This window comes from Enterobacter sp. AC1 (genome assembly GCF_050434705.1).
Classification (GTDB): Bacteria; Pseudomonadota; Gammaproteobacteria; order Enterobacterales; family Enterobacteriaceae; genus Enterobacter; species Enterobacter cloacae_L.
On sequence record NZ_JBNDIZ010000002.1, the window covers coordinates 671,132 to 685,727 of the forward strand.

Below are 14,596 nucleotides of genomic sequence, written 5' to 3' on the forward strand. Positions count from 1 at the left end.
TTGAGAGTTAAGTTTCATGGAATCCCTGACGTTACAACCTATCGCGCGGGTAGATGGCACCATCAATCTGCCTGGTTCAAAAAGTGTCTCGAACCGCGCTCTGCTGCTGGCAGCTCTGGCAAACGGCACCACCGTCCTTACAAACCTGCTGGACAGCGATGACGTGCGCCATATGCTCAATGCGCTGAAAGCGTTGGGAGTTCATTACACGTTGTCTGACGATCGTACTCGCTGCGAAGTGACCGGCAATGGCGGCGCGCTGCACGCGGGTGAAGAGCTTGAACTGTTCCTGGGCAACGCCGGTACGGCGATGCGTCCGCTGGCGGCAGCCCTGTGTCTGGGGAGCAACAACATTGTGCTGACCGGCGAACCTCGCATGAAAGAGCGTCCGATTGGCCATCTGGTGGATGCCCTTCGCCAGGGGGGCGCACAGATTGAGTATCTGGAGCAGGAAAATTATCCGCCACTGCGTTTGCGCGGGGGCTTTACCGGCGGAAACGTTGAGGTGGATGGCAGTGTGTCCAGCCAGTTCCTGACGGCGCTGCTGATGACCGCTCCGCTGGCACCGCAGGATACCCTTATCACCATTAAGGGCGATCTGGTTTCCAAACCGTACATTGATATCACACTGCACCTGATGAAGACCTTCGGCGTCGAGGTTGAAAACCAGGCCTATCAGCGCTTTGTGGTTCGCGGGGGGCAGCAGTACCAGTCTCCGGGCAACTATCTCGTTGAAGGGGATGCCTCATCTGCCTCCTATTTCCTGGCCGCAGGAGCCATTAAAGGCGGCACGGTAAAAGTGACCGGTATTGGCCGTAACAGCGTGCAGGGTGATATCCGCTTTGCCGATGTGCTCGAGAAAATGGGGGCCGTTGTGACCTGGGGCGATGACTTCATCTCCTGTACTCACGGCGAGCTGAACGCCATCGACATGGACATGAACCATATCCCGGATGCGGCGATGACCATTGCTACAGCGGCACTGTTCGCCAAAGGCACCACCACGCTGCGTAATATCTATAACTGGCGCGTAAAAGAGACGGACCGCCTGTTCGCGATGGCGACAGAGCTGCGCAAAGTGGGGGCAGAGGTGGAAGAGGGCGAAGACTACATTCGCGTGACCCCGCCGGCAAAACTCCAGTTTGCGGAAATCGGAACCTATAACGATCACCGTATGGCGATGTGCTTTTCGCTGGTGGCGCTGTCCGACACGCCTGTCACGATTCTTGATCCGAAATGTACGGCGAAAACCTTCCCGGACTACTTCGAACAGCTGGCACGCATTAGCACGCTGGCCTGATAACGCTTTGCCGCATCACCCGATGCGGCATTTCCTAACGCTTCATTACGAACACCTCCGCTCATTTCTTCTACACTCTGCTTCAATCATTCCGTAATTTGCACGCAAAGGTAACAGTTGCGCACGTTGGCGCGTATAATGCGCGGCGTTCATGTAAACGGTATGCCTTATTTAAGGAGAAAAAGATGACGGCAGTTGCCCCGGTAATCACCATTGATGGGCCAAGTGGCGCAGGGAAAGGTACTCTGTGCAAAGCGATGGCGGAAGCATTGCAATGGCATCTTTTAGATTCGGGAGCAATCTATCGCGTGCTGGCTCTGGCTGCGCTGCATCATCACGTGGATGTGGCGTCTGAAGAGGCGCTGGTTCCGCTGGCTGCGCATCTGGACGTGCGTTTCGTGTCGACCGATGGCAACCTGGAAGTCATCCTTGAAGGGGAAGACGTGAGCGGCGAAATTCGTACGCAGGAAGTGGCGAATGCCGCCTCCCAGGTGGCGGCATTCCCGCGCGTTCGCGAGGCGCTTTTACGTCGGCAGCGCGCTTTCCGTGACGCCCCGGGTCTGATTGCTGACGGACGTGATATGGGAACCGTGGTATTCCCTGATGCGCCTGTGAAAATTTTCCTTGACGCCTCTTCGGAAGAACGTGCTCAACGCCGCATGCTTCAGTTGCAGGAAAAGGGGTTTAGTGTTAACTTTGATCGCCTTTTATCCGAGATAAAAGAGCGCGATGACCGCGATCGTAACCGCGCCGTCGCCCCACTTGTTCCTGCAGAAGATGCATTAGTTCTGGATTCAACCAGTTTAACTATTGAGCAAGTGATTGAAAAAGCGCTACAATATGCGCGCCAAAAACTGGCACTCGCGTAATCGCGACCGATTTAGTAGTACCCCCGCTGCAATGGATTGACGGCGGGTATGTGAAACAACCCCATCCGGCACGGAGCCAGGTGGACGTTAATATTAACCTGAAGATTAAACATGACTGAATCTTTTGCTCAACTGTTTGAAGAATCCTTAAAAACAATCGAAACCCGCCCGGGTTCCATCGTTCGCGGTGTTGTTGTTGCTATCGACAAAGACGTAGTACTGGTTGACGCTGGTCTGAAATCTGAGTCCGCCATTCCGGCAGAGCAGTTCAAAAACGCCCAGGGCGAGCTGGAAATCCAGGTAGGTGACGAAGTTGACGTTGCTCTGGACGCAGTAGAAGACGGCTTCGGTGAAACCCTGCTTTCTCGTGAGAAAGCTAAACGTCACGAAGCATGGATCACGCTGGAAAAAGCTTACGAAGAAGCTGAAACTGTGGTCGGTGTTATCAACGGCAAAGTTAAAGGTGGCTTCACTGTTGAGCTGAATGGTATTCGTGCGTTCCTGCCAGGTTCACTGGTAGACGTTCGTCCAGTTCGTGACACCCTGCACCTCGAAGGCAAAGAGCTTGAGTTCAAAGTAATCAAGCTGGACCAGAAGCGTAACAACGTTGTTGTTTCCCGTCGTGCCGTTATCGAATCCGAAAACAGCGCAGAACGCGATCAGCTGCTGGAAAACCTGCAGGAAGGCATGGAAGTCAAAGGTATCGTTAAGAACCTCACTGACTACGGCGCATTCGTTGACCTGGGCGGCGTTGATGGCCTGCTGCACATCACCGACATGGCGTGGAAACGCGTTAAGCACCCAAGCGAAATCGTGAACGTGGGCGACGAAATCACTGTTAAAGTGCTGAAGTTCGACCGTGAGCGTACTCGTGTATCCCTCGGCCTGAAACAGCTGGGCGAAGATCCATGGGTAGCTATCGCTAAGCGTTACCCAGAAGGTACTAAACTGACTGGTCGCGTAACCAATCTGACTGACTACGGCTGCTTCGTTGAAATCGAAGAAGGCGTTGAAGGTCTGGTGCACGTTTCCGAAATGGACTGGACCAACAAAAACATCCACCCATCCAAAGTTGTTAACGTTGGTGATGTAGTGGAAGTGATGGTTCTGGATATTGACGAAGAACGTCGTCGTATCTCCCTGGGCCTGAAACAGTGCAAAAACAACCCATGGCAGCAGTTCGCGGAAACCCACAACAAGGGTGACCGTGTTGAAGGTAAAATCAAGTCTATCACTGACTTCGGTATCTTCATCGGCCTGGACGGCGGCATCGATGGCCTGGTTCACCTGTCTGACATCTCCTGGAACGTTGCAGGCGAAGAAGCAGTTCGTGAATACAAAAAAGGCGACGAAATCGCTGCAGTTGTTCTGCAGGTTGACGCAGAGCGTGAGCGTATCTCCCTGGGCGTTAAACAGCTTGCAGAAGATCCGTTCAACAACTGGGTTGCACTGAACAAGAAAGGCGCAATCGTAAACGGTAAAGTGACTGCAGTTGACGCTAAAGGCGCAACCGTAGAACTGGCTGACGGCGTTGAAGGTTACCTGCGCGCTTCTGAAGCTTCCCGTGACCGTGTTGAAGATGCCACTCTGGTTCTGAACGTAGGCGACGACGTTGAAGCTAAGTTCACCGGTGTTGACCGTAAGAACCGTGCAATCAGCCTGTCTGTTCGTGCTAAAGACGAAGCTGATGAGAAAGATGCAATCGCAACTGTTAACAAACAGGAAGATGCAAACTTCTCTAACAACGCAATGGCTGAAGCTTTCAAAGCAGCTAAAGGCGAGTAATATCAGGTTCTCAGCATCATTTGACCTGTAACATATTTACAGTGCGAAGGATGAGGAGCAAACTTGACAGATTGCAGGATTCGTCCTGTAATCAATAACAAAGGGCGGCTACGGCCGCCCTTGTTTAATGAGCTGTTCAGCTAATTGGTTTGAAAGGAACCGGAGGAATCATGACCAAGTCAGAATTGATTGAAAGACTTGCCAGTCAGCAACCGCATATCCCTGCTAAGGCAGTGGAAGATGCCGTAAAAGAGATGCTGGAGCATATGGCTTCCACTCTTGCCCAGGGCGAGCGCATTGAAATCCGCGGTTTCGGTAGTTTTTCTCTGCACTATCGTGCTCCACGCACCGGGCGTAACCCGAAAACTGGTGATAAAGTCGAACTGGAAGGTAAGTACGTTCCGCACTTTAAGCCGGGTAAAGAACTGCGCGATCGCGCCAATATTTACGGCAACTGAGTTTAACCATCGGGTTAAACTGGGTTTGAAAGAAAGCACCTGCGGGTGCTTTTTTTATACTTAACGTTATCGCATCTGAAGATGCCCCGCATTTTTCGTTTCAGCTTCTGCAAACCGATAAAAACCTTACAGCGCTTGCTGTAAAACGCATTCTTCTCACCTGACAACGCGAGCCGTCGGCTTACATACTGCCCCTCTGAAACAGGGAGGTAGTAATGGGCATACCCGCGCTGAGTATCTGCGCCATTCTGGCGATAACTCCTTTACTCTGGTTACCTGAACTGCCATCGGGTCGTATCGTGTGTATGATGATTGTGGCTGGGGTAGGGCTGGCTGCACTGCGAAAAGCCCGACTGAAGTATGTTGGGATCGGGGTGCTATTTTGTGTATGGGGTATTCTTGCCGCGCAAGAGAGCGTCTGGCCGATGGCGCATTTAACCTCCGGTGCGGTGCAGGCAGAGGTCGAAATCACCGCGACCGATGGCGCAACCCTGCATCAGGGAAAAATTCTCAGCGTTGATGGGCAACGCTGGTGGGCATCCACTGGCGTAACGTTGTATGGCAATTATCTGCCACAGACAGCGTGTGCAGGTCAGCGCTGGGCCATGACCCTCAGACTCAGGCCTGCTCATGGCGAACTGAACGACGGAGGTTATGACGCCCAGCGAATCGCTTTTGCTCAACATCAAACGCTGAGTGGGCGATTCACCCATGCAGAACTCGTCGATGGGCGCTGCAGCTTGCGAGCCCAATATCTGATGTCACTGCAAAACCGACTTTCTGCTTATCAATGGGGATCGGTTATTCTTGGCTTAGGGATGGGTGAACGTCTGGATGTGTCCCGGGAAATAAAAGACCTGATGCGTGAAACCGGCACGCTGCATCTCATGGCGATTTCGGGTCTGCATATCGCGCTGGCAGCATCCATCGTTTGGTTACTGGCGCGTGGATTCCAGTTTTTATTACCTGGCCACCGGATACACTGGCAAATGCCTCTTCTGGCCGGATTGTTCTTTGCTGCTTTCTACGCCTGGCTTACCGGTTTGCAACCTCCAGCGTTGCGAACGGTCATCGCGCTTGCCGTGCTCGCGACGTTGCGGATCGCTGCCCGTCAGTGGTCTCCCTGGCAGGTATGGTTTTGCTGTATCGCGGCTATCCTGATGAGCGATCCATTAGCGATACTTTCGCAGAGCCTGGCCCTGTCAGCATTTGCCGTCGCCGCGCTGATTTTCTGGTTTCAGTGGCTGCCTCTTCCTCACTGGCATCGGGCACGCGGGTTAAGGCCGCTGCTGAACCTGATTTATCTGCAGGTCGGCATGTTGCTGCTGCTCATGCCATTACAGGTGCTGATTTTCCATGGCGTCAGCATCTCCTCTCTGGTCGCTAATCTCTTTGCCGTTCCGCTGGTGACGTTTGTCTCCGTGCCGCTGATCCTGCTCGGTATGCTGCTCCATCTGCTGCCGCTTGCGGCAGTAGAAAGCGCCATCTGGTTTGCAGCCGATAGGTCACTTGCGGGACTTTTCTGGCTGCTGATGCGCCTGCCTGATGGCTGGCAAAATGTGGATCAACGCTGGCAATACATGACATTACTGCCCTGGCTTAGCGTCATTGGCTGGCGTTTCCGCGCCTGGAAAACCGTTCCTGCCGTTTGTCTGGCAGGAAGTGTCCTGATGGCATTTCCCCTGTGGCGAACGGCAAAAAGCAATCACTGGACGCTACATATGCTTGACGTGGGGCAGGGACTGGCAATGGTTATTGAACGACATGGAAAAGCCATTCTCTATGATACCGGGCTTGCCTGGCCGGGCGGAGATAGCGCGCAGCGGTTAATTATTCCGTGGCTTCGCTGGCATCACCTGCGGCCGGAAGGCATTATTCTCAGTCACGACCATCTCGATCATGCGGGGGGACTGGCATCGCTCAAAAAAGCATGGCCAGACGCGTGGATAAGAAGCGCATTACGTCAGGCAGGACACCGTCCGTGTTTTAGAGGACAGCGCTGGGAATGGCAGGGGCTCACCTTTACCGTCCACTGGCCGCCTGAAAATTCCCGCTCCCAGGGGAATAACGCTTCCTGCGTGGTAAAAGTCGACGACGGTGAGCAGAGTGTGCTGCTCACAGGCGACATTGAAGCGCAGGCGGAACAGGCTATGCTTAGCCATTACTGGCGTCATATGACCTCCACGCTCATACAGGTTCCTCATCATGGCAGCAATACCTCTTCGTCGTTGCCGCTGGTACAGCGGGTGGCAGGACAGATCGCTCTGGATTCAGCGGCCCGCTATAACGCATGGCGATTTCCGTCGGCAAAAGTTGTCCGACGCTATCGAAAAGAGGGATATATCTGGCACGATACCCCTCATTCTGGACAAATATCGGTGACATTCTCGCAACATCACTGGCAAATCCGGCGCTTGCGAGAGCAATATTTACCCTTTTGGTATCATCAGTGGTTTGGCGCGCCCGTAGATAACGGGTAGAATATGCGGCTATTTCAACGAATGCTGGTTTTTTGAATGCATAACGACAAAGATCTCTCCACGTGGCAAACGTTCCGCCGACTCTGGCCGATGATTGCCCCTTTCAAAGCAGGCTTGATCGTGGCGGGCGTAGCGTTAATCCTCAACGCAGCCAGCGATACTTTTATGCTATCGCTCCTCAAACCGTTACTGGACGACGGTTTTGGTAAAACGGATCGCTCAGTGCTGCTATGGATGCCGCTGGTGGTTATCGGGCTGATGATCTTACGCGGTATCTCCAGCTATATCTCAAGCTACTGTATCTCCTGGGTATCAGGAAAAGTGGTTATGTCCATGCGCCGCCGTCTCTTCGGCCACATGATGGGCATGCCGGTTGCATTCTTCGACAAACAGTCGACCGGAACGCTGTTGTCGCGTATTACCTATGATTCAGAGCAGGTTGCCTCTTCTTCTTCCAGCGCGCTGATTACCGTTGTGCGCGAAGGCGCATCGATCATCGGCCTGTTTATCATGATGTTCTATTACAGCTGGCAGCTGTCGCTCATCCTGATCGTATTGGCTCCGATTGTCTCCATCGCTATCCGCGTCGTGTCTAAGCGCTTCCGCAATATCAGTAAGAACATGCAGAACACGATGGGGCAGGTCACGACCAGCGCGGAACAGATGCTGAAAGGCCATAAAGAAGTTCTGATTTTCGGCGGTCAGGAAGTCGAAACCAGGCGCTTCGATAAAGTCAGCAACAAAATGCGTCTGCAGGGAATGAAAATGGTGTCAGCCTCTTCAATCTCTGATCCGATTATTCAGCTCATTGCCTCTCTGGCGCTGGCGTTCGTTCTCTATGCGGCAAGCTTCCCGAGCGTAATGGAGACGCTGACGGCGGGTACCATTACCGTGGTCTTCTCCTCAATGATCGCCCTGATGCGTCCGCTAAAATCGCTCACAAACGTGAACGCGCAGTTCCAGCGCGGGATGGCCGCATGCCAGACCCTGTTTAGCATTCTGGATTCCGAGCAGGAAAAGGATGAAGGTACGCGCGTGGTTGAGCGTGCAAATGGAGACGTTGAATTCCGAAACGTGACCTTTACCTATCCAGGCCGCGAAGTGCCTGCGCTGCGTAATATCAACCTGACTATTCCGGCGGGTAAAACCGTTGCGCTGGTGGGGCGTTCTGGTTCGGGTAAATCGACTATTGCCAGCCTGATTACGCGTTTCTACGACATCGATGAAGGTGAAATCCTGTTGGATGGTCACGATCTGCGAGAGTATACCCTGCAGTCGCTGCGTAACCAGGTTGCGCTGGTCTCTCAGAATGTGCATCTGTTTAACGATACGGTCGCCAACAACATCGCTTACGCACGCACTGATGAGTACAGCCGCGAGCAGATTGAGAACGCCGCGCGTATGGCCTACGCAATGGACTTTATCAATAAGATGGATAACGGTCTGGATACCATCATTGGTGAAAACGGCGTGCTCCTCTCCGGTGGCCAGCGCCAGCGTATTGCGATTGCGCGCGCGCTGCTGCGCGATAGCCCAATTTTGATCCTGGACGAAGCGACGTCCGCGCTGGATACCGAATCTGAACGCGCTATCCAGTCCGCGCTGGATGAACTGCAAAAGAACCGTACCTCACTTGTGATTGCGCACCGTCTGTCGACTATCGAGCAGGCTGATGAAATTGTCGTGGTTGAGGATGGCGTCATTGTTGAACGCGGAAGCCATGCCGATCTGCTGGAGCACCGCGGCGTTTACGCCCAGCTGCATAAGATGCAGTTCGGTCAACAATGATTGCACGCATCTGGTCCGGTGAATCCCCGCTGTGGCTGCTGCTTTTGCCGCTCTCCTGGCTGTATGGTCTGGTGAGCGGCATTATCCGTCTGCTTTACCGTTTAGGGCTTAAGCGGGCCTGGCGTGCGCCTGTTCCGGTTGTGGTTGTCGGTAATCTCACGGCGGGCGGCAACGGTAAAACGCCGGTGGTGATCTGGCTGGTGGAACAACTGCAAAAACGCGGTATTCGTCCCGGGGTTGTCTCTCGCGGTTATGGCGGTAAAGCGGCGCAGTATCCCCTTCTTCTGACGGCGGAAACGACAACCGCTGAAGCGGGCGATGAACCAGTCCTGATATATCAGCGTACCGGCGCGCCGGTTGCGGTCTCTCCCGTGCGCAGCGACGCCGTGCAGGCTCTGGTTGCCGAGCACGCGGTGCAAATCATCATTACGGATGATGGTCTGCAACATTACGCCCTGGCGCGTGATAAAGAAATTGTGGTGATCGACGGGGTTCGCCGTTTCGGTAACGGCTGGTGGCTGCCGGCGGGCCCAATGCGGGAACGCGCTTCGCGTCTGAAGTCCGTTGATGCGGTGATTGTGAACGGTGGTGAGGCAACATCGGGTGAAATCCCCATGCATCTCCTGCCGGGCATGGCGGTCAATCTGGTGACGGGTGAACGTCGGTCGGTTTCTCAATTACCGGCGCTGGTGGCGATGGCCGGTATTGGTCATCCTCCGCGTTTCTTCGCTACGCTGGAACAGTGTGGCGCACGGCTTGAGAAACGCGTTCCGTTGGCCGACCACCAGGCGCTGATGGAAGAGCAGATCGATGCGCTCACCGTGCCCGGTCAAACCCTGATCATGACCGAAAAAGATGCGGTGAAATGCCGTGCCTTCGCGAAAGAAAACTGGTGGTATCTGCCGGTTGACGCTGAACTCAGCGGCGAGCAGCCGGAACGTTTGCTCAAGGAACTGATTGCGTTGGTAAAATAAACGCTTACGCGGTTCTGATGGCGCTTTGACTGACAGGAAAACGCATGTCTTTACCGCAACTCTCGCTTTCAGCCGCACGTCATTTACACCTTGCCGCGCAGGGGCTGCTCAAAAAGCCCCGCCGCCGCGCGAAGCCTGCCGATATTCTCTCTACCGTCCAGCGCATGTCGCTACTGCAAATCGACACCATTAACATTGTGGCGCGTAGCCCTTACCTGGTGCTGTTTAGCCGTCTGGGACGTTATCCATCGCAGTGGCTGGATGAGGCGCTCAGCAAGGGAGAGCTAATGGAGTATTGGGCGCACGAAGCCTGCTTCCTGCCCCGCAGCGATTTTGCGCTGGTCCGCCACCGTATGCTTGCACCGGATAAGATGGGCTGGAAGTACCGACAGGCGTGGATGCTGGAGCACGCGGCTGAAATCGAGCAGCTCATCGTGCATATTCAGGAAAACGGCCCTGTACGCTCCGCCGATTTTGAACACCCCCGTAAAGGCAGAAGCGGCTGGTGGGAGTGGAAGCCGCACAAGCGTCATCTCGAAGGGCTGTTCACGTCAGGCAAAGTGATGGTGATTGAACGGCGTAATTTTCAGCGCGTATACGACCTGACGCATCGCGTGATGCCGCACTGGAACGACGAGCGTGACCTGCTCTCGCAGGAAGCGGCTGAGGCCATCATGCTGGAGAACAGCGCCCGCAGTCTGGGCATTTTCCGTTCGCAATGGCTGGCAGATTATTACCGTCTGCGCCAGCCCGCCCTAAAACCACTGCTGGAAAAGTGGCAGCAGGAACGGCGAATCGTTCCCGTCATGGTGGAAACTCTGGGTGAAATGTGGCTGCATGAGGATCTTCTCCCGCTCTTGCCTCTGGCGCTAGAAGGGAAACTGCAGGCAACCCACAGTACGGTGCTGTCGCCTTTCGATCCGGTGGTCTGGGACAGAAAACGCGCCGAGCAGCTGTTTGATTTCAGCTACCGGCTGGAATGTTATACCCCTGCGCCAAAGCGTCAATATGGGTATTTTGTGCTACCTCTGCTGCATAAGGGTCAGCTGGTTGGGCGTATGGATGCCAAGATGCACCGCAAGACCGGCACGCTTGAAATCATTGCCCTCTATCTGGAAGAGGGCGTCAGGGTGACGGCGGCTCTGGAAAAAGGGTTAACGTTCGCCCTTAGCGAATTTGCGCGCTGGCAGGGTGCTGGTAACGTGGTGCTGGGTCGTGTGCCCGACGGGCTGTTTACATCCTGTCGAAGTGGCTGGGAAACAGGCACTCCCTGAAAAAGGAATGTGTTAAGATTTAGCGATTACCCATACGGAGGAACTATGGATCACCGTTTACTCGAAATTATTGCCTGCCCGGTATGCAACGGCAAACTCTACTACAGCCAGGACAAACAAGAACTTATTTGCAAGCTGGATAGCCTGGCCTTCCCGCTGCGCGACGGTATTCCGGTATTGCTGGAAAATGAAGCCCGTTCCCTGGTGGCAGAAGAGAGCAAACCATGAGTTTTGTTGTCATTATTCCTGCGCGCTACGCGTCTACGCGTCTGCCGGGTAAACCGCTGGTGGATATCAACGGCAAGCCGATGATTGTGCATGTCCTTGAGCGGGCGCGTGAATCCGGTGCCGAGCGCGTGATTGTCGCTACCGATCATCCGGACGTCGCCCGCGCGGTTGAAGCCGCAGGCGGTGAGGTGTGCATGACCCGCGCCGATCACCAGTCCGGCACTGAACGGCTGGCGGAAGTGGTTGAGAAATGCGGTTTCAGTGATGATACGGTCATCGTGAACGTGCAGGGTGACGAGCCGATGATCCCGGCGGTCATTATCCGTCAGGTGGCAGAAAACCTGGCTCAGCGTCAGGTCGGTATGGCGACGCTCGCGGTACCTATTCACCACGCGGAAGAGGCATTCAATCCGAATGCCGTGAAGGTGGTTATGGATGCCGAAGGCTATGCGCTCTATTTTTCCCGCGCCACGATTCCGTGGGATCGCGATCGCTTTGCGCTCTCTAAAGAGACCATTGGTGATACCTTCCTGCGTCATATTGGGATCTACGGCTATCGCGCCGGCTTTATTCGCCGCTATGTCACCTGGGCGCCGAGCCCGCTGGAGCATATCGAAATGCTGGAGCAGCTTCGCGTGCTTTGGTATGGCGAAAAAATCCACGTTGCCGTTGCCAGCGAAGTGCCTGGAACGGGCGTAGATACGCCGGAAGATCTTGAGCGCGTCCGCGCCGAACTGCACTAATACCGCCTGCATCCCTCCTTTCGGAGGGATGTCTTTTCCCCGCGCCTTTCCCTTTCTTCTCCATAATTGATCTCTTCCGGGTGACATCTTCCTCCAGGACGCTCATTATAAAAGCAGTAGTCTTAATGGGGGTAATCTCATATGGAACAGCTGCGTGCCGAACTTAGCCATCTGCTTGGTGAGAAGTTAAGTCGGGTCGAATGCGTGAGTGAAAAGGCCGATACCGCGCTCTGGTCGCTGTACGACAGTCAGGGCAACCCAATGCCGCTGATGGCCAGAAGTTTTACCTCGCCGGGCGTCGCCAGGCAGCTTGCATGGAAAATGTCGATGCTGGCGCGGGAAGGGACGGTCCGTATGCCGACGGTATACGGCGTGATGACGCATGAGGAACACCCCGGCCCGGACGTGCTGCTGATTGAGCGTTTACGCGGCGTGTCTGTTGAAGCCCCGGCACGTACGCCGGAGCGCTGGGAACAGCTGAAAGACCAGATTGTTGAGGCGCTGCTGGCCTGGCATCGTCAGGATAGCCGTGGACTCGTGGGGCCTGTCGACAGTACGCAGGAAAACCTGTGGCCGCTGTGGTATCGCCAGCGGGTTGAGGTGCTGTGGGGCACGCTTAACCAGTTCAATAACACCGGTTTAACCATGCAGGACAAACGTATCTTGTTTCGCACCCGCGAGTGCCTGCCGGCGCTGTTCGAGGGTTTTAATGACAACTGCGTGCTGGTCCACGGTAATTTCACCCTGCGCAGCATGCTTAAAGACTCCCGCAGCGATCAGCTCCTGGCGATGGTCGGACCGGGGATCATGCTCTGGGCGCCGCGCGAATATGAGTTGTTCAGACTCAGCGACAGCGGGGCGGCGGAAGGTTTGCTGTGGCATTACCTTCAGCGCGCGCCGGTTGCAGAAGCATTCCTCTGGCGGCGCTGGCTCTATCTGCTCTGGGACGAAGTCGCGCAACTGGTCAATACCGGACGTTTCAATCGCGCGAACTTCGATCTGGCGACAAAATCACTCTTGCCCTGGCTCGCCTGAGGAACCTTTCAGCCACTGCCAGAGGCGTCCGAGCGTCTCATAGCTGACGCGGTCGCTATGCATCAACCATGCGGGGGACGGGATTGCCCGTTCCCACGGGTTGAGCGGCGCGTCGATGGCCATCTGGTTTGCCGGTGCGGGAAGCGGGTGCAGGCCTTGTTTTTCAAAGAAAATCATCGCTCTTGGCAGGTGTGAGGCGGAGGTCACCAGCAGGAACGGGACATCGCCAATCGCCTGCTTCACCGCGGCAGCCTCTTCTTCGGTATCTTTTGGGCTGTCCAGGGTGATGATTGAGGTACGCGGCACGCCGAGGGATTCCGCGACTCGGGCGCCCGCCTCAGCCGTACTTACCGGATTTGTTTTTGCCGCCGCGCCGGTGAAGATCATTTTTGAGCCCGGGTTCGCCAGCCACAGGCGAATACCCTCGTTTAGCCGTGGCAGGCTGTTGTTGATCAGGTTCGAACTGGGCGCCCAGTCAGGATCCCAGGTATACCCGCCGCCCAGCACCACGATGTACGCCACTTTCTGGTTTCCCTGCCACGTCGGGTACTTATTTTCGATAGGGCGTAACAGACCATCCGCGACCGGCTGCAGGCTTAACAGCAGCAGGACAAACCAGCCGAGCGTGATAAGCGTTTTGCCACTTTTCTGAAAGCGACTGAACCAGACCAGCCCCAGCCCCAGCGCGATCGTGAGCAGCAGCAGCGGAAGGGGAAGCATCATCCCTCCAATGTATTTCTTAAGGGTAAAAAGCATCCTTTTTGGTTCCTTTTTTGACCATATAGCAGGTGATTAACGGTGATATTACACCAGAGAGGTTCATTCTCCGCGCGGGTGTGACAAAATAGCGGTTTTGCAGTTAGCGAGTGGAACTCTCCCAATGCGGGATCGCAATTTTGATGACATCGCGGAAAAGTTTTCGCGCAACATTTATGGCACCACTAAAGGACAGCTCCGTCAGACGATCCTCTGGCAGGATCTGGACACCATTCTGGCGACCTTCGGCGGTCAAACGTTGCGCGTGCTGGATGCAGGTGGCGGTGAAGGGCAAACGGCGATAAAAATGGCCGGGCTCGGTCATCACGTCACGCTTTGCGATCTTTCTGCTGAAATGGTCTCCCGCGCGACGCGTGCTGCAGAAGAGAAAGGTGTGAGCGACAACATGCATTTTATACAATGCGCCGCTCAGGACATTGCACAGCATTTGGAAACCCAGGTTGATCTGATATTGTTTCATGCGGTGCTGGAATGGGTTGCCGATCCGCAAAGCGTGTTGCAAACCCTGTGGTCGATGTTGCGCCCGGGCGGCACGCTGTCGCTGATGTTCTACAATGCTAACGGCTTCCTGATGCACAACATGGTTGCGGGTAACTTTGACTATGTTCAGGTCGGGATGCCTAAAAAGAAAAAGCGCACGCTTTCCCCGGACTATCCGCGCGATCCGCAGCAGGTTTATGGCTGGCTGGAAGCGATTGGCTGGAAGATCGTCGGGAAGACGGGCGTCAGGGTGTTTCATGATTATCTGCGTGAAAAACACAAACAGCGTGACTGTTTTGACACCTTAACAGAATTAGAAACGCGGTATTGCCGTCAGGAGCCTTTTGTCAGTCTTGGCCGCTATATTCACGTCACCGCGCACAAGCCGCAGATGCAAGGATAACC

The 14,596-nt window shown here is 54.9% G+C and carries 13 protein-coding genes; 12 read left to right on the plus strand and 1 reads right to left on the minus strand.

Translation table 11 applies throughout. From position 1 onward, the window contains the following. The first annotated feature begins 16 nt into the window (after positions 1 to 16). The 11 genes from aroA (at position 17) to M2433_RS08100 (ending at position 12,934) form a co-directional block, all read left to right on the plus strand. Positions 17 to 1,300: a 3-phosphoshikimate 1-carboxyvinyltransferase gene (aroA, locus tag M2433_RS08050; protein ID WP_429053209.1), complete on the plus strand. Its 1,284-nt coding sequence runs from the start codon at positions 17 to 19 to the stop codon at positions 1,298 to 1,300. A 185-nt stretch (positions 1,301 to 1,485) separates the two neighbouring features. After that, positions 1,486 to 2,169 carry a (d)CMP kinase gene (cmk, locus tag M2433_RS08055; protein WP_134349231.1) on the plus strand — a complete coding sequence of 228 codons (684 nt, stop codon included), beginning with the start codon at positions 1,486 to 1,488 and terminating at the stop codon, positions 2,167 to 2,169. A 111-nt stretch (positions 2,170 to 2,280) separates the two neighbouring features. Further along, complete coding sequence (gene rpsA, locus M2433_RS08060) at positions 2,281 to 3,954, plus strand: 30S ribosomal protein S1 (protein WP_014169387.1); 1,674 nt, start codon at positions 2,281 to 2,283, stop codon at positions 3,952 to 3,954. 170 nt (positions 3,955 to 4,124) lie between these two features. After that, positions 4,125 to 4,412 (plus strand): integration host factor subunit beta, encoded by a 288-nt coding sequence (gene ihfB / locus M2433_RS08065; RefSeq protein WP_008499965.1) that lies wholly within the window; start codon positions 4,125 to 4,127, stop codon positions 4,410 to 4,412. Positions 4,413 to 4,627: 215 nt separating this feature from the next. After that, positions 4,628 to 6,892 carry a ComEC family protein gene (locus M2433_RS08070; RefSeq protein WP_429053206.1) on the plus strand — a complete coding sequence of 755 codons (2,265 nt, stop codon included), beginning with the start codon at positions 4,628 to 4,630 and terminating at the stop codon, positions 6,890 to 6,892. 36 nt (positions 6,893 to 6,928) lie between these two features. Further along, positions 6,929 to 8,680 carry a lipid A ABC transporter ATP-binding protein/permease MsbA gene (gene msbA, locus M2433_RS08075; RefSeq protein ID WP_429053204.1) on the plus strand — a complete coding sequence of 584 codons (1,752 nt, stop codon included), beginning with the start codon at positions 6,929 to 6,931 and terminating at the stop codon, positions 8,678 to 8,680. Next, positions 8,677 to 9,654, plus strand: a complete 978-nt coding sequence (lpxK, locus tag M2433_RS08080) for a tetraacyldisaccharide 4'-kinase (RefSeq protein WP_429053203.1) — start codon at positions 8,677 to 8,679, stop codon at positions 9,652 to 9,654. The genes msbA and lpxK overlap by 4 nt, the downstream gene beginning before the upstream one ends. Positions 9,655 to 9,698: 44 nt before the next feature. Continuing rightward, the gene (locus M2433_RS08085) at positions 9,699 to 10,928 is read left to right on the plus strand and encodes a winged helix-turn-helix domain-containing protein (RefSeq protein ID WP_429053202.1); all 1,230 of its coding nucleotides are present in this window, start codon (positions 9,699 to 9,701) and stop codon (positions 10,926 to 10,928) included. 45 nt (positions 10,929 to 10,973) lie between these two features. After that, positions 10,974 to 11,156 carry a protein YcaR gene (ycaR, locus tag M2433_RS08090; protein ID WP_006174474.1) on the plus strand — a complete coding sequence of 61 codons (183 nt, stop codon included), beginning with the start codon at positions 10,974 to 10,976 and terminating at the stop codon, positions 11,154 to 11,156. Continuing rightward, positions 11,153 to 11,899: a 3-deoxy-manno-octulosonate cytidylyltransferase gene (gene kdsB, locus M2433_RS08095; protein WP_429053201.1), complete on the plus strand. Its 747-nt coding sequence runs from the start codon at positions 11,153 to 11,155 to the stop codon at positions 11,897 to 11,899. Before ycaR ends, kdsB begins: the two co-directional genes overlap by 4 nt. 141 nt (positions 11,900 to 12,040) lie before the next feature. After that, positions 12,041 to 12,934, plus strand: a complete 894-nt coding sequence (locus tag M2433_RS08100) for a YcbJ family phosphotransferase (RefSeq protein WP_063955677.1) — start codon at positions 12,041 to 12,043, stop codon at positions 12,932 to 12,934. On the opposite strand, the gene elyC is transcribed toward M2433_RS08100, so the two are convergent. Beyond that, positions 12,911 to 13,690, minus strand: a complete 780-nt coding sequence (gene elyC / locus M2433_RS08105) for an envelope biogenesis factor ElyC (protein ID WP_429053200.1) — start codon at positions 13,688 to 13,690, stop codon at positions 12,911 to 12,913. The two genes, M2433_RS08100 and elyC, sit on opposite strands and share 24 nt — an antisense overlap. A 124-nt stretch (positions 13,691 to 13,814) precedes the next feature. On the opposite strand from elyC, the gene cmoM reads away from it, so the two are divergent. Next, the gene (gene cmoM / locus M2433_RS08110; RefSeq protein ID WP_047346904.1) at positions 13,815 to 14,594 is read left to right on the plus strand and encodes a tRNA uridine 5-oxyacetic acid(34) methyltransferase CmoM; all 780 of its coding nucleotides are present in this window, start codon (positions 13,815 to 13,817) and stop codon (positions 14,592 to 14,594) included. The last annotated feature ends 2 nt before the right edge of the window (positions 14,595 to 14,596 follow it).